The sequence below is a fragment of the Streptosporangium sp. NBC_01810 genome (genome assembly GCF_035917355.1).
GTDB lineage: Bacteria > Actinomycetota > Actinomycetes > Streptosporangiales > Streptosporangiaceae > Streptosporangium.
Genome location: NZ_CP109070.1, coordinates 1,521,832 through 1,544,730, shown reverse-complemented (window position 1 = coordinate 1,544,730; position 22,899 = coordinate 1,521,832). Strand labels below are relative to the sequence as shown.

Here is a 22,899-nt window from a genome sequence, read left to right as displayed (position 1 = left end):
TACGCAAGTCTTAGATCACGCCGGTCTGTCCGTCGGCCAGCCGGTAGAGCGCGTAGTCGCCGGAGCGGAACCTCGGCTCGGCGAAGTCCCCGATCTTCGAGCCGGGGTCCAGACGGCGTTCGTCGACGAGGAGCCAGCGCACCCCGTACTCCTCGCGCAGGCGTCGCATCGCGGACGCCGAGGGCGCGCGGAAGGCCTCGTCGTTCGCCCGGAGCCGCTCGCCGTCGGAGAAGGGCAGGTACTCGGGCAGCAGTCCCGGACGCCAGCGGCCCATGTTCGCGGAGGTGTACGTCCATCCCTCGACGAGCACGCGCCGCTCCGACAGAGCCGCCGCCCAGAACTGACGGCTGTCGCACGGATCCTCGTACCCCCAGCGGCAGTACACGTTCGTGGCGACCAGATCGTCGGTGCCGGAGTGGGCGCGCAGCCACCGGGCCACCGTCACGGCTCCTTCGGGAACGTCCTGGGGCGCCACCGGCAGGACCTCACCGAAGGGACGAGCCACCGGAACGTCACCCGCGACGGGCAGGACGCGCGCGCACCAGGCCGCGGGCGCACCGACCGCCGCGAACGCGACGAGCAGGAAGACCCAGTTCCGGAGGGCTCGGCGCCCGGTCGCGACCAGCACGGCGGCCGCCAGGGCGACAACGCCGAGCAGCACGGCGTAGGGCAGGTAGAGGGCGAACTCCGACCGCCCCGCGCTCAGGGGAGCCCGGACGTCGCAGAGCGCGCGGATCAGACAGGCGGCCACCACCCCTGCGCCGACCGCGCAGGCGACCCTCCTGGAGGGCATCCGCGCCCGCCGCACGGCGACGACGAGCCCGTAGGCCGCGACGATCATCAAGTAGGGATAGGTCGCCCCGAAGAAGTAGAGCTGGCCGAGATGAGGATGGCCGAGGAGCAGGACGGCGGCGGTGGACGCGGCGCCCATCCCGAGCAGCAGGACCACCATCGGCCGCAGCAGCAGTTTCGGCCTGCACAGCAGCCCGAGGACCCCGCACCAGGTCACGGCCAGGCACACCAGGTACAGCGCGGTGAGACCCAGCAGCGAGGCCGGCGTCGGCTCGGCCGCGCCGGCACCGCCGGTCAGCTCCCCCCAGGCCCGGCGCAGCATGGAGAGGGGGTCGACCGTCATCGCCTGCCGCGCACCGCCGAACAGCACCGCCTGCGCGTAGCCGAAGCACACCGCGGTCATGGCGAGCGCGGCGAGCGCCCGCCACGGCGGCCGGCGCCGCCTGACCATCTCGACTCCGGCGACGGCGGCCAGTCCGGCGGCCAGCAGCGGCAGGTGGGTGGCCTTGGCACCCATGACCGCCGCCAGGAAGACCCCGAGCAGGAGCCATCTGCCGGCCCGGCGTCCGCGGCCGTCGAGCAGGTCGGCGAGGAGCAGGACGACCGGGGCGAACAGCATGGCGCCGAAGGTCTGGGTGAGTCCCGTCCAGGACTGGAAGCCCCTCCAGGTGAAGTTCCCGATGTTCACCCCCAGGTAGAGATTCGGGGCGGTCATGAACACCGTGCCGACGACGGCCAGGAGCGTGGCGGCGCGGGAGCCGGTGACCCGCCGGGCGACCATGGCCAGCAGGATCAGCAGCACGGCCGTCATGGGCAGCGCTCCCAGGCGGAAGAGCAGCACCAGGGGTTCGATGCCGGTGATCCAGCTGGACGCGGCGAAGTGGGCGTAGATGAACCAGTGGTAGAGCAGGGGTTCGCCGGCGACCATGGGCACGGTCGGGGGCACGTGGTGTTTGAGCTCGCCGATCAGGGCCAGGTGGAAGGGCATGTCGACCGAATAGGTGGCCAGGGCGGGCCAGGCGAGGGCCTGGCCGCGGAAGAAGCGGACCACGCCCAGAGCGGTGAGGTAGGCGATGGCCAGGGCCAGTGACCATGACCACCACATGGGGGCCGCGGGGCGGGGCCGCCTCTTCCAGTGCCGGCGCAGGCGGGGCACGGCCAGGAAGAGGACGTAGACGGTGACGGGCCAGGCCAGGGTGAGCAGGGGCAGGCCGGCGGCGCGGGCGGCGAGGTAGGCGGGTATCTCCAGGGCGTAGCCCAGGGCGACGCCCAGGGCGAGCTCCTCGGCCAGGGTGCGCTCACCGCGGTAGACCGCCCGGATGATCAGGGTGCCTGGCAGGGCCAGGCCGAAGGCGAGGTAGGCGGCGAAGCGAATGATATCGTCGGCCGTCACCTCGTGGAGAAGGAGCGCGGCAACGGTGAGGGCGACGACGAAGACCGCGGGCAACCAGCGCGGTACGGCTCGGATACCCGGGATCCGAGGCCGGGCAGGCCGGCGTTCACCGCGGCGCGGCTCACCTGCCTGGGTGACATGTGCGGGTGGCGGTGGGCTCGGCGCGTGACCCCGCGCCGGTGACGTCGTCTCCATGAGCGCAAGCATGATGACGCCCGTCCCCCGGACGACTCCGGACGCAGGCTTTCGGTGGTTTTCTTGCCAGTCCTTTATGTGAGGCCAGGGACGGGCTGTTTGGACTTCCAGCTGATATTCCCGCCAGAGAAAATCACCTTTATCTCAAAAGTAGTCCTCTAGACCAATATTGGAGCGAAAACCCTTTTTGTAAAGAAATCGCCGTTATTCAAATATCATTTCCGGCGTAACCTCGGCGTGCTTGTCTCTTTTCTGGTCGCTACTCCGTCCCGGGCGGAGATGTACACCCCAGAAAGTGCCCGGGAGGTCACATATGCCACAGAACCCAGACGACGCCGGGAAGGCCGGCTGCAGACGACGGTCGCCGCTGACCGTGCCGATCCGTTTCCGAACCGGTGTCCTCGCCGCGATCAGCCTGCTCTGTGCCGCCTGGACTCCGGTCCCCGGCACCGACGCGGAAAGCGGCACCGTGACCGGCAAGGCACGGGAATCGGTCACCGCCGTGGACACCGACGTCCGGCACCGCGGCGACGCCGCCGAGCGGGCCAAGCGGAAGATCATCGCGAACGCGTCCCCCCGCTCCCGGGCGCACCGCGCGGACTGCCCGCCGACCTCGGTCATCTGCCTGGAGAACAACCTTCCCGGCAACCCGTCCAGCGAGTGGAACATCCCCGGAGGCGGCAGCACCGACATCCAGGGATACGTGACCAACATGAGTGTCAACAAGGGGGAGATCGCCCAGTTCAAGGTGAACACCCAGTCAAGCGACTATCGCGTGGACATCTATCGCATCGGGTACTACGGCGGCATGGGCGCGCGGAAGGTGACGACGGTCCAGCCCTCGGTCCCGCTGCCCCAGGCCCAACCGGACTGCTTCACCCAGGCGGCGACCGGGCTGGTCGACTGCGGGACCTGGGCGGTGTCCGCCTCGTGGGCCGTGCCGGCCGACGCGGTCTCCGGGGTCTACATCGCGAATCTGATCCGGGAGGACGGGGTAAGCGGCGCCAGCCAGATGATATTCGTGGTCCGAGACGACGACCGCGGATCGGAGATCCTGCTGCAGACCTCCGACGCCACCTGGCAGGCGTACAACAGATACGGCAACAGCAGCCTGTACTCCTCCTCCATCTCACCGGCCGGACGGGCCTACAAGGTCAGTTACAACCGGCCGTTCATCACCCGCATCTCCGGCTGCTGCGGCGGTTCGGTGGAGAGCTGGTTCTTCGACTCCGAGTACCCCATGATCAGGTGGATCGAGGCCAACGGCTACGACGTCAGCTACACCAGCAACGTCGACACCGCGACGCGCGGCTCGGAGATCCTCGAACACAAGCTCTTCGTGTCCTCCGGCCATGACGAGTACTGGTCCAACGAGATGCGGAGCAACGCCACGAGCGCCCGGGACAACGGCGTTCACCTGGCTTTCTTCTCCGGGAACGAAATTTTCTGGAAAACCCGCTGGGAGAACAGCAGCGATGGGACGAGCACCCCGTATCGAACTCTGGTCTCCTACAAGGAGACGTTGGCGAACGCCAAGATAGACCCGTCCCTCCAGTGGACCGGCACCTGGCGTGACCCGCGTTTCTCCCCGCCCTCGGACGGCGGAAGGCCGGAGAACGCCGTCACGGGGACATGGTTCAGGGTCAACGGCGTATCCAACGACGCGATGACCGTCCCCGCCGAGTACGGCAAGATGCGCCTGTGGCGCAACACGTCCATAGCGACCCTCCCGGCAGGGCAGAAAGCTGTCTTCCCCAATGGAACGCTCGGCTACGAATGGGATGTCTCACCTGAGAACGCGGTCGAACCGACCGGCCGGGCCAGGCTTTCCGGAACACTGGTGAACCTGCCTTCCAAATACCTGGTCGACTACGGCAGCACCTACGGCGTCGGAAGCGCGACACACCACCTGACGCTTTACCGGAGCGCGAGCGGTGCGCTCGTCTTCGGCGCGGGGACCACCCAGTGGGCGTGGGGGCTGGACGCCAACCATGATCGGGCCGGCTCCCCCACGGACATCCGGATGCAGCAGGCGACGGTCAACCTCCTCGCCGACATGGGTTCCCAGCCCGCGAGCCTCCAGTCCGGCCTGGTCCCGGCCACCGCGTCGACGGACACCAGTCCGCCGACCTCGGCGATCACGAGTCCGGCGAGTGGAGCCTCCGGCACCGCGCTGACGACCATCGTGATCCAGGGAACGGCCGCCGACACCGGAGGGGGCGTCGTGGCCGACGTCGAGGTCTCGGTCGACGACGGCACCAGCTGGCTTCCGGCGACGGGCCGGGAGAACTGGAAGTACCGCTGGACACCCTTGAGTTCTGGAACCTTCACGGTCGCGGTTCGAGCGGTTGACGACATCGGCAACCTCCAGGAGATCCCGACCACGATCACGGTTACCGTGGACCCGTCGTGCAGCGCCTGCACTCTCTGGCCGCCCAGCACCGTGCCCGCCACCGCCTCGACAGCCGACGCCAACGCGGTCGAGGTCGGGGTGAAATTCCGGACCACGTTCGCGGGCGTCATCAGGGGCATCCGGTTCTACAAGGGCCCGGCCAACACGGGGACGCACATCGGCAACCTATGGAGCTCGAGTGGGCAGCTCCTGGCGAGCGCGACCTTCACCGACGAGACGGCGTCCGGCTGGCAACAGGTGAACTTCGCAACGCCTATCACAGTAACCGCAGATACCAGCTATATCGCCTCCTACCACACGGTTCCCGGAGGTTACTCGATAACACGCCCATATTTCTCATTGCCCTACGCGCATGGCCCGTTCGTCGCACCGGCGAGCGCGGCATCGGGCGGTAACGGCGTTTACACCTACGGCGCGACAAGCAGCTTCCCGACCAGCACCTACCAATCCACCAACTACTGGGTCGACGTGCTGTTCGTGCCGGCTAGAAGTCTGTGGGACGACCAGACGATCCCGCCGGTCGCCTCTCAGGCCGACAACCGCGCCATCGTGGTCGGCGTCAAGTTCAAACCGCTGACGAGCGGCACCATCACGGGCATCCGATTCTACAAAGGCCCGCAAAACACCGGAACCCATACTGGAAGCCTGTGGACGAGCGGCGGGCAGTCGCTCGCGAGCGCCACCTTCACCAACGAGGCGGCATCCGGCTGGCAACAGGTGAACTTCGCGACACCAGTCGCGGTAAACGCGAACACCACCTATATTGCCTCTTATCACACTATATCTGGCTATTACTCGACAGAAGCATCGTATTTTGCTGAAAGATACCAAAACGGTCCACTCCTCGCGCTCCAGAACGGCGATGAGGGCGGTAACGGCGTTTACACGTACAGCGCGACGAACACCTTCCCGACCAGCACCAGCGAGGCGACCAACTACTGGGTCGACGTGGCCTTCGTGCCGTCCGGAAGCCTGTGGGAGAACAAGGAGGTACCCGCCATCCCGTCCCAGGCCGACAGTCAGCCCGTGTCGGTCGGTGTCAAGTTCAGGGCGATGACGAGCGGCACCATCAGGGGCATCCGATTCTACAAAGGCTCGGAGAACACCGGAACCCACGTCGGAACCCTGTGGACGAGCGGCGGGCAGTCGCTCGCGAGCGCCACCTTCACCAACGAGACGGCATCCGGCTGGCAACAGGTGAACTTCGCGACACCAGTCGCGGTAAACGCGAACACCACCTATGTCGCCTCTTACCACACAGTGTCCGGGCGCTACTCGGTAACGCGCCCATATTTTTCCACGCAATACACGAACGAGCCGTTGCTGGCGCTCGCAAGTGGCGCGGAAGGCGGCAACGGCGTCTACACGTACGGCGCGACGAGCACCTTCCCGACCAGCACCTACCAGTCCACCAACTACTGGGTCGACGTGGTGTTCGACGCCGATTAGCGTGACGGTGAACCGGCGCGTGTGACGCCGTCGCCGGTCACCACCTCAGCGCATCGGGCCTGTCGGCCACGATGCGGAAAGGCGCGATCTCCGGGCTCAAGATGAACCCGGAGATCGCGCCTTTCCGCCCCCGATATCAGCCCTGATCGCGGAATCGAATGCCGCAGGCTTCGACATCGCTTTTCCGAACCACCTTGTCGATCTTGGTCATTTCAAGTCGCCTGGAATCTCATAAACGGCGTAGTCGCCCGACGTGAAACGTAGGTTCGCATAGTCATCGACCTTCCGTTCCGGATCCATCCGGCGTTTGTCGGCGAAAAGCCAGCGCACTCCATATCGTTCTCCCAGGAGCAGGACCGACTCCCGCGAGGGCGCGAGGAACACCGCGTCATTCGATCGGACTCGCTCACCGTCCCAGAACGGCTGGTTTTCCAGCACCGTGCCCGGCCGCCAGCGATCCCAGTTCTTCGCGGTGTACGCCCACCCTTCGAGGAACACCCGTCGTTCGGTCAACGCCGCCACCCACGAGTGACGGCCGTCGCAGGGAACCTCGTGCCCCCAGCGGCAGTGCCCGTTCGTGGCGATCACATCGTCCGGGCCGGAATGATCCCGTAGCCACCGTCCGGCGGCCAGGGCCCCCTGCGGGATCGCCTCGGCCGCCGGCTGTCTGACCACCCCGTCCAGATCGTCTTCGGCGACGCGGTGAAGCACGGAAAGGACCCGGGTGTGCGCCGCGGCGGGCAGGCCTATGCAAGCGATCATCGTCAGGGCGAGCGCCCACCGGCTCCAGCCCCGTCTGGTGGCGATCAGGACGACGACCGTCAACAGGACGAAACCCAGCAGGACGACGTACGGCAGGTACAGGGCGGCGGTCGTCTGCCCGGGCCGCCGGGGAATCTCGACACCGCAGAGAAGCGGAATCAGGTAGGCGGCCAGCACTCCGACCCCGGCCGCCACCGCCACCGCCCCGCGCGACGCACGCGCCTGACGTACGACGACGAAGAGCCCGTAGACGGAGACGATCGCCATATAGGGGTAGGCCGCTCTGAGGAAGTAGAGCTGATTCCCATGAGCGCTTCCGAACAGGAGGACCCCCCCGAGACCGGCGGCTCCCATACTCAGCATGATCACCACAGCGGGACGCAGCAGCAGGCTCGGCCGGCTCAACAGCCCGAGCACTCCGCACCACGTGACGATCCAGCACAGCAGGTATACCGATGTGATGCCGACCGCCGTCGCCGGGGTCAAGTCGACGGCAGAGGGCCGGCCGGTCAGGTCGCCCCAGATTTTTTCCATCAGAGACAGGGGGGCAAGGGTCACCCCCTGCTGCGCGCGCCCGAAGAGGACGAATTGCGCATAGAGGAAACACATCGTGGTGATCCCCAGCGCGATGAGCGGGGATCTCGGCAACCGGCGGCTCCTGATCGCCTCCACAGCGGTCACCGCGGCCAGTCCCACCACCAGCAACGGCAGGTAGGTCGCCTTGGAACCCATCACCGCCAGGAGGAAGACCAGCAGTAGGAACCAGTTACCGGCACGGCGTGATCGTCCCTCCAGAAGATCGACGAGCAGGAGCACCACCGGTGCGAACAGAACGGCCCCGAAGGTCTGGGTCGGGCTGGTCCATGCCGCGTCCTGAATCCCTCCCCAGGTGAATATCCCGTTCGTTCCCAGATACAGGCTGGGAGCCGCCATGAACATCGCACCCAGGACAGCCGCCAGCGCGCCTGGACGCGAGCCGATGACCCGGTGCCCGAGCATGCCCACGAGGACGACGAGTGCGGCCAGCATGGGCAGCATGGCCAGCCGGAGAAGCAGAACCACCGGTTCCAGGCCGGTCACCCAGCTTCCGGCCGCCAGGTGCGCGTAGATGAACCAGTGATAGAAAAGCGGTTCCCCGGCGACCCCCGGCACCGTGGGGGGCACGTGGTGCTTCAGCTCACCGATCAGAGACAGGTGGAAGGAGCTGTCGACATGGGATGCCCCCAGCCCCGGCCAGGTGAGCGCATAAGGGCCGAAGAACGTGATCGCGCTCCAGGCGACCAGATAGACGACCGCCAGCGCCAGCGACCACGACCACCAGATGGGGGCGCCCGGGCGAGGGACCCCTCTCCAGTGTTTCCGTAGCCGGGGCACGGCGATGAACAGCGTGTACGCGCTGAGTGGCCACACCAGGACGAGCAGCGGCGCATCGACGGCCCTGGCGAAGACATAGGCGAATATTTCCAGAGAATAACCGAGTGTTAATCCGAGGGCGATCTCCTCGGCCAGAGTGCGGACACCGCCGTACAAGGCCCGGATCAGCAGCACGCCCGGGAGAGCGAGGCCCAGTGCGATATAGGCCCCAAAAACGACCATATCCCAGGCGGAGACACCATAGAAACTCAGAACGGCAGCGGTGAAGGTTCCCGCGAACGCCGTTGGCAGCCACCCTGACCTTAAAAGATGCCGCCCGCTCCGCGGTAACCTGTCTGATCGACCGGCTCTCACCGGTTCGGATGGGATCGGCACAGAACCATGAGCGGGCGAGGTTATCTCCATACGCCCTAGCCTGGTGACGCGGGCACCTCAGAGGTGTCTCGGACACGAGCTTTCGAAAATTTCTTTTCCGGTCCTTTGTGCAGGGTCCACGCCACCGCCGAGAGCACGCTTGTGACCATAAGGATCGGCATGCGCTGGCGGAATATGAGGCCGATGTTTCCCATGGTGGTGGCATAGGCGACAATGCCCGGAACAATGAACAGCAGGAGGACGAAGAGCATCCTGCGGTCGTAACACCACATCCGGCGAGCCCCCCGTACGGCACTGTAGAGAAGGAAGTACCAGATAAATGCTTCGATCTTCCCCAGCTGCAGCATCATGCTCCCCTCCGTCCAGGGGAACGGAGACAGAAGCGTGTACAGAAGTTTGGAACCGAGCGCACCCCACGGGTTACCGTCGTCCGCGAACGTCACGCCTGAATCCTGACTGGAGATGGAACGACGAACGGTATCCGACTGCCCGTACTCCAGCTGATCTTCCATCGTTTCCAGGACGCCGATGCCGGCGAAGTCGCCAAAAAAGTAAAGGGTACCGACCAGCGCCATGGCGAAGACGGTCATGATACGCGGAGACAGTGCCCTCCGGGAGCCCAGGAGGCTGAGCAGCAGAGGTGGCATGCACATGAAAACCATATAGGGCCGTACGTGCCACAACGCCCACATGAACGGTACGAGCATGAACAGCTTACGCATGTCAAAGCGTTGCATGTTCGAACAGGACAGACCGAGGCAGGCAACCACCAGGAAAACACTGAAACCGTCCTTGAACATGTCGGACGTGTGCACCAGGAATGCCGGTGTGAATGCCGAGAGGACAAGCAGTAGAAAAGCCGCTCGCTCGTCCGCGCCGAGCAGTCGCGCAAACCTGTAGATGACGATGCACAGCGCACAGGCAACGAGAGCGACGAGAGCCGTACAGGCCAGCGGGGCCTTCCCGCCGCACAGATAGATCACAATCGCGAACAGGTTGCACGGCAGGGCCACGGACTTCTGAATCTCGCCCTCTCCGGGAACGACGAAGTCAAAACCCTGCCGCCGCCATTCTTCGACGATCTCCATGGCCTTGATCTCATAGATCAGGTTGTCCCCGCCGTACCACATGCCTCCGTTTCGGATCAGCAGAACATGGATGGCCAGCCTGACCGCGAAAGCCGCCAACAGCACCGAAAGCACTCGCCCCGCCACACCCGTCTCGAAGTTCACCTGAACCAGAAACACCAAAATAATTACACAAAAAGCAACAAGAATGTATTCCATACACAATCACCTCCAGCCCGTCTCAACGTCACCCGCCGCAGGCCCCCTGGAACGCGGCATGCATCTTCGCACTCCGGAAACCTCCGGAGACCTCCGGGAATCCAGGCGCCCGCTCGGCGGCCCGACAGCGCGACCCCATGGCACCGCCTCTCTTCGAGAAGGATATGTACGATGAACTCCAAATCCTGCTGTCATCGCCTCGGATAAAACACACGGATCAGGCAGTATGACCCCGCGAACAGGTATCGGCACGACGACACGACGAGAATTTGCCTGCTTCTCACAGGTATTACCATCACTCGAGGCGGGTGGCCCGAGGCATCTCACCCTCGGATGCCACGTCATGACAGGCAGGACAACCTCCAGCATGCGCCGATCCGGCCTTCCGCCCGCAGCGCCTGGATCATGCGCAGGTAGACGATGGGAAAACATTTCGCCACCGCCGTTACGGCACCGCCCGGCAGGTCGGATTCCGGGCTAGTTTCTCCGGTGTACCCCGGCATGATTTCCACCTGATCGGCTGGAGAAAAGATGTGGAGACGGTCTATTCCACTGCCGAGGCGATCCTGCTGACCTATGGCAGCCAGGGCACACTTCTCCACTCTCATCACCGACCACCGGACACGTGCCAGACGAGCACCTGTCCGGGCGACGTGACCGAGCGCCCGAAGGAACAGATCTCTCAGGGAAGCTGACATGAGGATTCTCCACATCGGATACCGGCTCCCGCCCGAACCCGGGGGGAAAGAGCGCTACATAGAGCGGCTCGTCCACGAGCAGGCACTGCGGGGGCACACGGTGACCGTCGCCCACCGGCGTGGCGACGTCCCGCACGGCGCGCGGACGCTCCCGCCGGTGCGAACCGGCGTCAGCCGCGCCGTCTCCAGCAGATCGGACGTGGTCGCCTTCGGCATGGAGTGCGCACGGGCGCTTCGCCGCGCGCGCCGGTTCGACATCGTTCACCTGCACGGCGACCACCGTGAGGCGCTCGGTCTGGGCGCCGCCGCCCGGCGGCTCGGCATCCCCGTCGTGCTCCACGTGCACGGTGCTCTCACGGTGCGGCACCAGCGGATCATGCCGTGGGCCCTGCGCCACATCGACGGATTCGTCGTCTCCGGGGAGCGGCCCCGAGCCGGACTGCTGGCGGCCGGCATACCGGACCGGCTGATGCGGATCGTTCCCAGCGGCGTGGCCTTCGATCACCTCACCCGGCTTCGGGAGAGACATCCCGTCGAACCGGGACTGATCGTCAGCGTCGGCTCCCTGGTGAAGGTGAAGAACCACGCGCTGACCATCCATGCCTTCCACAGGCTGCGCGCCACCCGTCCTGGCGTGCGACTCGTCATCGCGGGGGACGGCCCCGAACGCGCCCGGCTTGAGCGGCTCGCCGGGATCGGCTCGGGGATCGAGTTCGCCGGGCACCTCTCCCCCGACGACGTCTACTCCCTGATGGGACGGGCCCAGATCCTCGTACACGCCTCCCACAGGTTCCCCACCATCGGGGAGGGCATTCCCACGGCTCCCATGGAGGCCCTCGCACTGGGCACCGCCGTCATCGTCTCCTCCGACTCCTCACTCGACCCGGCCATCGCGGACGAGGACGCCTACCGCGTCTTCCGCACGCAGAGCGCGGAGGACCTCCTGACCCAGCTGCGGACGGTCCTCGACGACGAGGTGCTCTGCCTGCGGCTGATGCAACGCGGTGTGCGGGCCGTCGCGGAGCACGACTGGCCGCTGGTGGCCGGCCACATCGAGAAGTGGTACGAGACGTTCCTGGCCGGACGGCCCTCTCTCTTTGCCGCGGGCGTGTCATGAGGAGCCTGCACGTCTGCGAAGTGATCAAGACGCTGGACGTGGGCGGCGCGGAGGTACTGCTTGTCGAGAGGCTGCTCGCCGCTCCCCCGACGGGCAAGCGCTACACCGTCGTATGCCTGCGGGCCTCCACTCGCGAGCTGAGCGGACGGCTGCGAGCGGCGGGCATCGGAGTCGTCGACCTCACCACCTACCCGCGCTGGTTTCGCGCGGCTCGCCTCGCGTGCGTGGTGCGAAGACTGGAACCCGACGTTCTCAACATCCACTCCCCCCTTCCCGCGTCGCTCCTGCGGCCCGTGTCCCAGCTGCTGAGTCCCCGCCCGGCCCTGATCTCGACCGTGCACAATGTGCGCTACCGGCTGCCGACGATGCTGCTCGACCGGGCGACGGGCTGGCTGGACACCCGGACCGTGGCCGTCTCTCCGCAGGTCGCCCGTGCTCGCACCGGCAGGCGCTCACGTGGCCTGTCCGTTCGCGTGCACGGCGTCCAGGTCGCGGAACAGCGCCGTTGGGCGACCCGATCGGAACAGACGAGGCGGGAGTGGAACGTCTCCCCGGACGCCTTCCTGATCGTGCACGTCGCCAACTTCCACCCGCAGAAGAACCACGAGTTGCTCGTCGAGGCCGCGGCGAGGGTCGAGGAGCGAGATCCCCGGCTCGTGTTCCTTCTCGCCGGATCCGGTCCCCTGCAGGCTCGGGTGGCCCGCCGGGTCGAGGAACTCGGCCTGGGCAACGTGCGCCTGCTCGGTCACGTGCCCGACGCCGGCCGGCTCATCGCCTCCTCCGACCTGCTGGTACTCAGTTCCTGCTACGAGGGGTTGCCCGTGGTCGTCATGGAGGCTCTCGCCGCGGGCGTGCCGGTCGTGTCCACCGCCGTGGGCGGAGTACCCGATCTGATCGAGGATCGGGTGAACGGCCTCCTCGTCCGGCCCAAAGATCCCGTTGCCCTCGCCGAGGGCATCCTGCGGGCGGCACAACCGGAGACCCACGCCCGCCTTCGCGAGGGAGCGCGGGAAAGCGCGGAACTCGTGGACATCAGCCGGGCTGCCGACTGGTTCGACCGGCTGTACGACGAGGTCTGCTCCTAGGACATGGTCAACACTCTCGGACGCGCCGTCCACCGGATGCGCCCGCCCGGCGGGCGCCAGTTGCGGACCTTCGCATCGCTGACCGCCGCCGGCCTGGGCGAGGCGGTTCTTCCCACTCTCAGCCTGATCGCCCTGGTACGCCTGACGGGAAGCGAGACATCCGGCCAGGTGGTCTTCGCCCAGTCCGTCGCGACCGTCTGGTTCCTGCTGTGCGACCCCTGTCTGGAGAACGCCGCCCAGCGGTTCGTCCCCATCGAACAGCAGCGGAGCGGACGGGGCTCCGCGCTGTTCATGCGCCTGATCCACTGGGACGTGGCGATCGGCGTGGCCGCGACCGGCCTCAGCCTCACGGCGCTGCTGACCGCGCGCCTGCTGGACCACGTCTCGGACGAGTTCGCGCTCATGCTCGCTCTCGCGATCGTCGCCCGCGGGGCCATGGCGTCGTACGGCACGGCGGGTGCGGCCTTCGCGTTGACGGACCGGCTGCGCACGCTGGGCGCGCTCAGGACGCGGTGCGCGCTTCTGTCGTTCGGACTGTCCCTCGGCGGGCTCCTTCTCGGCGGGCCCCTGCTCTACCTGGCGGGCCAGGCCGCGGGCGCGCTGGTGATGGCGGTGGTGTTCTACCTGCTGGCGACCCGTGGGCTCGTCGCGGAGCTGGGACCGGCCGTCGCACGGGTCCGGCTGCCCTCGGGCATGGTCGCCTTCACCGTGAAGACGTCCATGGGAACCAGCGTGGCCGGAATCTCCGACTCGGGCATCCTCACCCTCGCGGGCCTGCTGGGCGGCCCCAACCTGGTGACCATCCTCAAGATCGCATCGGCCCCCGGCCGCTTCTACGCCAATCTGGCCGTCCCGGTGGCCGCGATGCTCTATCCCCGGATCATCCGGGCCGCCACGGCGGGAGCCGGGACGGCGCCCATCAGGCGGGACATCTCGCGCACGGCCCTGCTGTTCACCGTGGCCGGAGCGGCGACCCTCGCCGTCGCGCTCCCGACGACCGACGCCGTCATCGGCATGGCCTATGGAGCTCAGTACGCCCACATCGGCGTGGTCGCCGTGGTGCTCCTGGGCGCCGCGTGCGTGAAGGGATCGGTGTGCTGGTCCAACGTGCTTCCCCTCGCCCTCGGCAGGCCGGGCTGGAGGCTCGCGTATCTCTCGGCGGAGGGGGTCATGCTCCTGGGCGTGCTCCTGGCCGCCGCCTGGACCGCCTCGGGCCCGTTTCAGGCATCGCTCTGTTTCGCCTGGGGAGCGCTGGCCGTCGCCATACTCGGCACCGGTTTCTGGATCGCTTCGTTGCGGCACATCACCGACCTCGAATGTTTGGACTCCAGATGATTTTCCACTAGCGAAACACAGAAATGCGGACATAGAGCAAAAGGCCCATTTCGCTATGCCGCCGTCACAGCCACTCACCACGTCGTCACTCCCGATGGGGACCAAAGGGTGGACTGCGAACACTTGGGGCGACCCAACTAGATCATGCCTAGGTAGGGAATGGGAAAAACATCGCGCCACCACCGTGATGGCGTCGGCAAACGACTCGGGTGGAGAACTAGTTTCTCCGACGTGAGCCAGGCCCGTCATCAAGGAGCCCCTATGAAGCCGGACGGCCGGATTCGTATCATGGAGATAATCGCCAGGATGAACGTCGGCGGCCCCGCCACCCAGGTGTCGGGGCTGTTGCAAGGGCTGAACACCGACGAGTTCGACCACCGCCTCTACACCGGTCACGTCGACGAGCACGAGGGCGACCACCTCCGGCTGCACGACGCGGGAACCCGGGTGCACCGGGTGTCCTGCCTCGGCCGGTCGGTCAGGCCCGGAGACGACTGCCGCGCGCTCTTCTCACTGATCCGCGCCATACGGACGTTCCGCCCGCACATCGTGCACACCCGCACGGCCAAGGCGGGCGCCCTGGGCAGGACGGCGTCCCGCCTGTCCGGTGTCGCCTCGGCCCGGGTGCACGTCTTCCACGGGCACCTCCTGCACGGTTACTTCTCCCCGGTCAGGCGCGGGCTCTACGTGCGCTCGGAACGAATCCTGGCCTCCATGTCGGACCGGCTGGTGACGGTGGGGTCCAGGGTCAGGGACGATCTGCTCCAGGCCGGGATCGGGCGCCCCTCGCAGTACGTGGTGATCCCTCCCGGCGTCCGGCTGGGACCGGTCCCCGACCGCGGGACGGCCCGCGCCGAGCTGGGGCTCCCACCGGACGCGCCCGTCGTGGCGTACGTGGGCCGCCTCACCCAGGTGAAGCGGCCCGACCGGTTCCTCGCCGTGGCCGACGCCGTGTCCAGGCAGATCCCCGGCTGCCGCTTCGTCGTGTGCGGCGGCGGCGAGCTGAGGCGGCAGGTCGCCTTGGACGTCGAGCCCGTCCGCGACTCCTTCCACCTGCTCGACTGGAGGAAGGACGTGGAGACCGTCTACGCCGCCGCCGACGTGGTCATACTGACCTCCGACAACGAGGGCACCCCGCTCACACTCATCGAGGCGGGCATGGCGGGCAGGCCGGTCGTCTCCACCCGGGTGGGAAGCGTCGCCGAGGTCGTCAGGGACGGGCACACCGGTCTGCTGGCGTCGACCGACCCGGCCGAGCTCGCGGCGCACACCATCCGCCTGCTCTGCGATCCGGGCCTGGCCCGCCGGATGGGCGAGTCCGCCCACGACTGGACGAAGTACGCGTTCGGCGTGGAGCGCCTCGTCTCCGATACCGAGCACCTGTACCGGTCGCTGTGCGGGCAGGCCGGCCGACGGCTCGTGGCGGGGGAAAGCAACCGATGAGGGTACTGGTGACGGGCGGAGCCGGTTTCATCGGCGCGCACACATGCCGGGCACTGGCGGAGCGGCCCGAGGTCGGGCACATCACGGTGCTGGACGACCTCAGCAGCGGGGACCTCGCCAACCTCGAAGGCGTCGAGGCCGACGTCGTGACGGGCAGCATACTGGACCGGGACCTGCTGACCGACCTGGTGGCCGGCGTCACCCACGTGATCCACCTCGCCGCCCGGCCCTCGGTCCCCCGCTCCCTGGCCGATCCGCTGGCCTCGCACGCCGTCAACGCGACCGGCACCCTGCACGTGCTGGAGGCGTGCCGCGCGAGCAGGCCGCACGTGATCCTCGCCTCCTCGTCCTCGGTGTACGGCGACAGCCCCGAACCGTACAAACACGAGGACCTGCCCACCAGGCCGCTCAGCCCGTACGGGGCCAGCAAGCTCGCCACCGAGGCCTACGCGATGGCCTACGCGCACAGCTACGGCCTGCCGGTCCTGCCGTTCCGCTTCTTCAACGTCTACGGCCCGCTGCAGACCGCCGGACACGCCTACGCGGCCGTGATCCCGGCGTTCGTCTCCGCGGCGCTGCGGGGCGAGCCGGTGCCGCTGCACGGCGACGGCCGCCAGGCGCGGGACTTCACCTACGTGGGGTCGGTGACCCAGGTCCTCGCCGACGCGGCCGTGCACCGGATGACGAGCACGAAGCCGGTGAACCTGGCGTTCGGCACCCTCGTCTCCCTCCGGCACCTGATGGACGTCCTCTCCGAGGTCCTCGGCCGCCCGGTCGAGTCGATCCGCCTGCCGCCGCGGGCAGGCGATATCCGACAATCCCAGGCCTCTCCCCATCTGTTGCGCGAACTGTTCCCCGGTGTGTGCCCCGTCCCGCTTGAGGACGGGCTCCGCACGACGGTGGCCTGGTTCGAGAAGTCACAGGTCCCGAGCATCAAGGCGGGGCTCGGCACGCACGCGTGAACCACCGCTTCCTCCCGGTAACAGAGATCTCTCCAAGCACGTGATGAGGAAACCCCGTGAGCACAGCATCAAGAACCAGCTATCTGATAACGGGTGGCAGCGGATTCATCGGATCGCATCTGGCCGACGCGCTGCTCGCGCGCGGTGACTCCGTCGTCGTCCTGGACAACCTCTCGACAGGCCGGCTGGAGAACCTGCGGCCCCATCCGGAGCTGCGTTTCGTACACGGTTCGGTCCTGGACGAACTCATTGTCGACGAGTTGGTCCACCGGTGCGACGTCGTCGTCCACATGGCCGCCGCGGTCGGCGTCAAGCTGATCGTCGAGCAACCGTTGCGGTCGCTGACGACCAACATCCGGGGTTCGGAGATCGTCATCGAGGCCGCGCACCGGTACCGGAAGAAGATCCTGATCACCAGCACGAGCGAGATCTACGGCAAGAACTCCTCCAACGCGCTGCGCGAGGACGCCGACCGCATCCTCGGCAGCCCCGCGGTGGTCCGCTGGGCCTACAGCACCGCCAAGGCCGTCGACGAGATCCTCGCCAACGCCTATCACAAGGAACGCGGCCTGCCGACGATTGTCGTCCGGCTGTTCAACACCGTGGGCCCGCGGCAGAGTCCGACCTACGGCATGGTGATCCCGAGCCTCGTCCGGCAGGCCCTGTCGGCCACGCCGCTGACGGTCTTCGGCGACGGGACCCAGACCCGGTGCTTCGCGCACGTCGCGGACGTCGTCGACGCGCTGCTCCGGTTGCTCGACGAGGACGCGGCCATCGGTGAGACCTTCAACATCGGCTCCACCGACGAGGTGAGCATCATGGAACTGGCGAAACTCATCATCGAGTTCACCGACTCCACCTCGGGAATCGACCTCATCCCCTACTCCGAGGCCTACGAACGGGGATTCGAGGACATGACCCGCAGGGTTCCGGACACCGCGAAGCTCCGCGCGCTCACCGGCTGGGCTCCCCGGCGCTCTCTCGACAGGATCCTCACCGAGATCATCAGGGAGTCCGTCGGCGATCCGGCGGCGTGCCCCCGGTGAACGGAACGATCACCCTCACCGCGGGCACGGCCTGCCTTCTCAGCGTGGCGACCGCCGTGCCGCTGAGGCGCCTGGCGCTGCGCTGGGATCTCGTCGACCGCCCCGGCGGGCACAGGGCCCACACCCGCCCGACCCCCTACCTCGGCGGCATCGCGATCGCGGCGGGCACGGTCGCGCCCACCGCGATCGCGATCGGCTTCGCCGATCTGCAGATCGCCGCGATCCTCCTCGCCGCCACCGCGGTGTGCGTCCTCGGCCTGATCGACGACATCGCCCCCCTTTCCGCTGCCACCAGGTTGACCGTGGAGACCATGGTGGCGATCGGGGTGGTGCTCTCCGGCGTCCAGGCGACCGTGACCGGGACATGGCTGGACGGCGCCCTCACCGTGGTGTGGGTCGTCGTGATGACGAACTCCTTCAACCTGCTGGACAACATGGACGGCGCGCTGGGGACCGTCACCTCCGTGACCGCCGCTCTCCTCGCGGCCACGGCCCTGGTCCAGGGCCATATCGCGCTCGCGGTGCTGCTGGCCGCGCTCACCTGCGCGTGTCTGGGCTTCCTGCCGCACAATTGGGCACCCGCGAGAATGTTCATGGGGGACTCCGGATCGCTGTTCCTCGGATTCACGCTGGCCTGCTCCGCGGCCGTCCTGGTCACGGGACGGCCGCCGGCCGCGACGATCGCCGGACTGCTCCTGCCGACCTTCGTCGCGACCGTCGACACCTGCGTGGTCTTCCTCTCCCGGATGCTGGCGAACCGCTCACCGTTGCAGGGCGGCACCGATCACCTGTCTCACCGGCTACGTCACATCGGACTGGGGACCCGAACGGTCTCCGCGACGCTGGGCGCGATCACAGCGATCACCGGCGCCCTCTGCCTGGCGATGGTTCTGGGCCGGCTGTCACCGCTCATCGTGCTGGTCGTCGCGGGCATGATCGCCGCCGTTCTCATCGGCCTGCTGCGGGGCGTGAACGTCCACTCACCGGTCCAGCACCTCAGGCCCCCTCAGAAAATTCGCGAAAGGCGGCGTTGACCCCGTGGATCTGCTCTACTACGTACGGCTGGCGCGCAGGAGTTGGCTGCTCATCCTCCTCTCAGTGATCCTGGCGGTGGGCGCGGCACTCGCCATCACCGCGAACACGCCGCCGAAGTACGTCGCGACGATCTCCATGCTGGTGTCGGGCTACGACAGGGAGGGCAGCCTCTCCACCGCCTACCAGGCGGGCATGCTGTCGGCTCAGCGGGTGCACTCCTACGCCAGCCTGCTGTCCAGCCGCCGGGTGGTCGGCCAGATCGTCGAGGGTGAGGACATCGGGCGCCTCCAGGAGAACATCACCACCGAGGCCGTCCCCGGCACCGTGTTCCTGCGTGCCACGGTCACCGACACCGACCCCGCACGGGCCTCCCAACTGGCCAACGCCCTGGGGACCCGGTTCGCCGAGCTGATCGACCAGATCGAGCGGCCCACTCCGCGCAGCCGCCCCGCCGTCAAGATCACGATAGTGGATCAGGCCGACGTCCCCCTGAGGCCCGTCAGTCCCAAGCCACTGGCCAACCTGGTGATCGCCGTGCTGGTCGCGCTGCTCTGCGCCATGGCCGTGATCATTTTCCGCGACCGTCTGGATACGACCATCAAGTCCTCCGAGGCGCTGCAGGAGGCGTCGGGCAGCTCGACCCTCGGGGTCATCGGCTACGAGCGGGACGCGCGGCAATACCCCCTGATCCTGCGCAACCGCGGCCGTTCCTCCAGGTCCGAGGCGTTCCGCGCGCTCCGGACCAACCTGCAGTTCATCGGCGTCGATCGGCAGCCGAAGTCGCTCGTGGTCACCAGCTGCCTGCCCGGCGAGGGGAAGTCCTCGACCTCCGCCAACCTGGCGATCACGCTGGCCCAGGCCGGTTGGCGGGTCGTCCTGGTGGACGGCGACCTGCGCCGTCCCAGTATTCCCCGCTACCTCGGCATCGAGGGGTCGGTCGGCCTGACGGACGTGCTGATCGACAGGGCACGCCTGAACGAGGTCATCCAGGTCTGGGGCGAGGCCGGTCTGTCCGTCCTGCCGAGCGGCCAGATCCCACCGAACCCGAGCGAGCTGCTCGGCTCGGGCGGGATGCGTGAGGTGCTCGCACAGCTCACCGGGGCGTACGACATGGTGATCATCGACGCGCCGCCACTGCTGCCCATCACCGACGCGGCGGCGATCGCCGCGCTCTGCGACGGCGCGCTACTCGTCGCCCGGTACGGCAGGACACGCCGGGAGCACATGGCCCGCGCCTCGGAGCTGCTGACGTCGATCAGCGCCCGCGTGGTGGGAACCGTCCTGAACTTCGTCCCGGCCGGTAGCGGCACGTACTACGGCTACAACTACGGGTACGGCTACGAGGGCGAGGCCAAGAAGCCGGTCAAGAAGCCGGTGAATGTGTGAGCAACCCGAGCGGGACGGCGAGCGACCTCGCGATGCTCCGTCCCACCATCCGGTAGACCAGCCGGGACCGCCGGTACGGGTCGGCGATGTCGGGCCGGTCCACCCGGACCAGCCCGCGCAGCGCCCGTACCTCGTCGACCAGCGCGCGGGCCCGCCGTACGGGATCCCGGTGCCGGGTGATCTCCTCGGGCGACACGGCCCGCGCCAGCACGCCGAACTCGGCGATGGTGAAGGTCCGCGCGGCCGCCGCGAGGTGCACGGCCACCGATTCCGCGCGGTGCCCGCAGGTGGCCGTCAGCACGAGGTCCGCGGCGGCCACCAGCTCCGGCACGAGCGGGCGGGAGCCGAAGCCGGTGGGATCGCCGCCGAGCCGTATCAGGACCCGCCGGGCATGCCCCGTCATCTCCCGTCCCGTTTCCGCGTGAGTGCCCGCGCTGATCACCTGGACCGCCGGGCACGGCCCGAGGGCCGAGCGGGTCAGCCGCTCGGCCAGCGGGGAGCGGCAGACATTGCCGGTGCACACATAGAGGACGCGGAAGCGGACACCGTCTCGCGGTACCTGCGCCTCCCGGACATCCCGCCAGCAGCGCGGCCCGCAGCCCTCGTGTCCGGCCGGGGCGCTCTCGCCACTGCCCGGGCCGGACACGAGGGCCGCGGAGTCCCGCGCGCTCCCACCGGTCCGCGGTGAAGCCTTCGTGACTCCTCCGCTCTCCGAGGAGGGCGGCTTCTCGCCTCCCTCGGCCGAGGTGGGCGACGGCCAAGCCCTGACCGTTTCAAACATCGGAGCCATGACCGGGAAGCAATTCACCTGCCGGGCAAACCCGGCAGTCCCCTCGCTGAACATCATGGCGCGAAGGTAGATCGCCCTCGGTGCGCCGCCGCCCGCGGCGCGCGGTCCTTTGCTCTTTTCTGCCGATACGACGCGGGACGGGTCCGGGCTTGTCCCGTCGGGGAGTTCGGCGTCAGGGGGCGCAACCCCGCTGGTCCTGGGTGACGCGGGTCCGCTGGGGACGGACCAGCGGTTGCACCGGAACCAGCGGCGGCTCAGCGGAGGCGGGTTCGCTGAAGTCGAACTCCAGCCTCCTGGACTGCCCGGGGGTGAACTCCACCAGAGCCGAGTAGACGGGGTGGGAGCGTTCGATCTCCCTGATGACCCCCGTCCGGTGGCCATCGAGCCGGGCCTCGGTCATCCTCGCCCCGGACCCGCCGTACAGCGACACCCAGAGCAGGTTGGAACCCGGTAGGTGGCTGCGCCGGGGGACGTCGAGCCGGCCGGTGACGTAGGAGGGCAGCGTCGTTCCTCGCGGGACGTCGTTGGTGAGCCGGATCCGCACCGTCGAGGGGCGCAGCCCGCCCCGGCAGGGACCCAGCTCGTAGTCGAGGGAGCGCTCCAGGTAGTAGTCGAGTTTGCCTCCGGCGGAGTTGTTGACCACCAGTCCCGCGAACGGCCCCCGCCGTGTCGGCAGCACGCCGCTGATCGGCATGCGTGACAGGCGCCGCTGCTCGGCCTCGTGCCGGCTCCAGATCTGGATCCGCCGCTCGCTCACCATGTGGCCCAGCACGGGCAGCAGCGCGACGGGGTCGGCGAGGGCGGCGGGCAGCGCCGCGCCGACGGCGGCGGCGATCTCGATGAGGAACCGCTTGCGCGCCGCGGGGTCGAGGTAGCGGGCGTAGGCCTCCCGCTCGGTGAGGTCGACGACGTTGCTCGCGCTCACCTGCTCACCGTCGGGCAGGGTGACCGGGCCGATCACCTCCAGCAGGCGGGCCAGGCCCACCGGGTCGGTGGCGACGGCGCCGTCCAGCCGCTCGCCACCCTGCCGCTCCCACAGCCCCGCCCAGGTCGCCGCGGCGTACGGGAAGTGCGGAGAGAGGTTGGAGACGGACAACATCCTGGTCGCGCCCGGCCCGTAACGCCGGTGGAAGTCCCGGCCGTGGCGGACGACGGGTACCGGACTCGTCGCGAGGGCGGTGTTGGCCGCGAGGCGCTCGACGGTCATCCGGCCCCGGTCGGCCCTCAGGATGCCGTAGGCCCCCACCAGACCTCCGGTGCCGCGTGCCTCGGCGTTGGTCTGGAACGCCAGGAAATAGCGGCGCGGGCCGTCTCCGCCCAGCATGGGGGGGAGCAACGCGGCGGCGGCCGCCGCGGCGGCGACCCGGCCACGCAGTTCCTCGACCTCACGCAGTGCGGTGCCGCGGGACTGCTCCAGCAGGTCGACGCCGGTGTCCCGCGGGATGGCCGCCAGGCCGGAGCTCACCCAGGCGAGCCCGCCGAGGGCGTCGTTCAGGATCGGCTCCGCCGTTCTGACGGCGACCAGCAGGTGCCTCGTGTCACCGGGGAAGCGCGCTCGCGCCGCGGCGAGCATCGTGCCTGCCCGCTGCAGACCGCCCAGCACGTCGGTCAGCTCCGCGGCGCTCTCCGCCAGCCCTCGCACGGCCGTCGCGGCGTTCCCCAGCACCGGAAGGTAGGTGACGGTCGACCAGGGCACGCCGGTGGTCAGCCGGCGCGCCTCGGCCGCGTGCCACCGGGCGTCCGCGAGTGGCCCGGCCATGAGGCCCGGATCGTGTACGCCCGCCACCGCGCGCAGCCGGAGCAACGCGCTTCTCGTCGCCTCCAGGTGTTCTCGCACGCTCAGGCCGAGGTGTGCCGACCAGCCTCCGGCCGACAGGACTGCGAGGGCCAGCAGACCGGCCATCGCGATCCCACGGTGTCTCCGCCGACAACGGTGTCTCCTAGCCGACAACGGTGTCTTCTA

15 protein-coding genes are annotated in these 22,899 nt (G+C 68.1%); 9 read left to right on the top strand and 6 right to left on the bottom strand.

Features of this window, described 5'->3' with window-relative positions:
• Positions 1–10: 10 nt before the first annotated feature.
• Complete coding sequence (locus tag OIE13_RS07220; RefSeq protein ID WP_326641767.1) at positions 11–2,185, bottom strand: hypothetical protein; 2,175 nt, start codon at positions 2,183–2,185, stop codon at positions 11–13.
• A gap of 508 nt (positions 2,186–2,693) precedes the next feature.
• Between OIE13_RS07220 and OIE13_RS07215 the strand changes: the two genes are divergently transcribed.
• Positions 2,694–6,242 carry a DUF4082 domain-containing protein gene (locus OIE13_RS07215; RefSeq protein ID WP_326829770.1) on the top strand — a complete coding sequence of 1,183 codons (3,549 nt, stop codon included), beginning with the start codon at positions 2,694–2,696 and terminating at the stop codon, positions 6,240–6,242.
• 207 nt (positions 6,243–6,449) lie between these two features.
• Here the strand turns inward: OIE13_RS07215 and OIE13_RS07210 are convergent, their stop codons facing one another.
• The 3 genes from OIE13_RS07210 to OIE13_RS07200 form a co-directional block, all read right to left on the bottom strand.
• A complete protein-coding gene (locus OIE13_RS07210; RefSeq protein WP_326641771.1) occupies positions 6,450–8,600 on the bottom strand; it encodes a hypothetical protein in 2,151 nt (716 codons plus the stop codon).
• Between the two features lie 188 nt (positions 8,601–8,788).
• The gene (locus OIE13_RS07205) at positions 8,789–10,039 is read right to left on the bottom strand and encodes a hypothetical protein (RefSeq protein WP_326641773.1); all 1,251 of its coding nucleotides are present in this window, start codon (positions 10,037–10,039) and stop codon (positions 8,789–8,791) included.
• A gap of 341 nt (positions 10,040–10,380) precedes the next feature.
• Positions 10,381–10,647, bottom strand: a complete 267-nt coding sequence (locus OIE13_RS07200; RefSeq protein WP_326641775.1) for a hypothetical protein — start codon at positions 10,645–10,647, stop codon at positions 10,381–10,383.
• Between the two features lie 88 nt (positions 10,648–10,735).
• On the opposite strand from OIE13_RS07200, the gene OIE13_RS07195 reads away from it, so the two are divergent.
• The 8 genes from OIE13_RS07195 to OIE13_RS07160 all read left to right on the top strand — a co-directional run bounded on the left by OIE13_RS07195 (position 10,736) and on the right by OIE13_RS07160 (position 20,146).
• Positions 10,736–11,854 carry a glycosyltransferase family 4 protein gene (locus OIE13_RS07195; protein WP_326641777.1) on the top strand — a complete coding sequence of 373 codons (1,119 nt, stop codon included), beginning with the start codon at positions 10,736–10,738 and terminating at the stop codon, positions 11,852–11,854.
• Positions 11,851–12,939: a glycosyltransferase gene (locus OIE13_RS07190; RefSeq protein ID WP_326641779.1), complete on the top strand. Its 1,089-nt coding sequence runs from the start codon at positions 11,851–11,853 to the stop codon at positions 12,937–12,939. Before OIE13_RS07195 ends, OIE13_RS07190 begins: the two co-directional genes overlap by 4 nt.
• Positions 12,940–12,942: 3 nt before the next feature.
• Positions 12,943–14,274: a hypothetical protein gene (locus tag OIE13_RS07185; RefSeq protein WP_326641781.1), complete on the top strand. Its 1,332-nt coding sequence runs from the start codon at positions 12,943–12,945 to the stop codon at positions 14,272–14,274.
• 261 nt (positions 14,275–14,535) lie between these two features.
• On the top strand, positions 14,536–15,717 hold the full coding sequence (locus OIE13_RS07180; RefSeq protein WP_326641783.1) for a glycosyltransferase: 1,182 nt from the start codon (positions 14,536–14,538) through the stop codon (positions 15,715–15,717).
• Positions 15,714–16,679: an NAD-dependent epimerase/dehydratase family protein gene (locus tag OIE13_RS07175; protein WP_326641785.1), complete on the top strand. Its 966-nt coding sequence runs from the start codon at positions 15,714–15,716 to the stop codon at positions 16,677–16,679. The genes OIE13_RS07180 and OIE13_RS07175 overlap by 4 nt, the downstream gene beginning before the upstream one ends.
• Positions 16,680–16,735: 56 nt before the next feature.
• On the top strand, positions 16,736–17,725 hold the full coding sequence (locus tag OIE13_RS07170) for an NAD-dependent epimerase/dehydratase family protein (protein WP_326641787.1): 990 nt from the start codon (positions 16,736–16,738) through the stop codon (positions 17,723–17,725).
• A complete protein-coding gene (locus OIE13_RS07165) occupies positions 17,722–18,759 on the top strand; it encodes a glycosyltransferase family 4 protein (RefSeq protein ID WP_326641789.1) in 1,038 nt (345 codons plus the stop codon). The genes OIE13_RS07170 and OIE13_RS07165 overlap by 4 nt, the downstream gene beginning before the upstream one ends.
• Before the next feature lie 4 nt (positions 18,760–18,763).
• Complete coding sequence (locus OIE13_RS07160) at positions 18,764–20,146, top strand: polysaccharide biosynthesis tyrosine autokinase (protein WP_326829769.1); 1,383 nt, start codon at positions 18,764–18,766, stop codon at positions 20,144–20,146.
• On the opposite strand, the gene OIE13_RS07155 is transcribed toward OIE13_RS07160, so the two are convergent.
• The gene (locus tag OIE13_RS07155; protein ID WP_326829768.1) at positions 20,124–20,792 is read right to left on the bottom strand and encodes an arsenate reductase/protein-tyrosine-phosphatase family protein; all 669 of its coding nucleotides are present in this window, start codon (positions 20,790–20,792) and stop codon (positions 20,124–20,126) included. The genes OIE13_RS07160 and OIE13_RS07155 overlap by 23 nt on opposite strands.
• Positions 20,793–21,108: 316 nt before the next feature.
• Positions 21,109–22,839, bottom strand: coding sequence for a DUF4012 domain-containing protein (locus OIE13_RS07150; protein WP_326829767.1), 1,731 nt, complete (start codon positions 22,837–22,839; stop codon positions 21,109–21,111).
• Positions 22,840–22,899 lie beyond the last annotated feature (60 nt).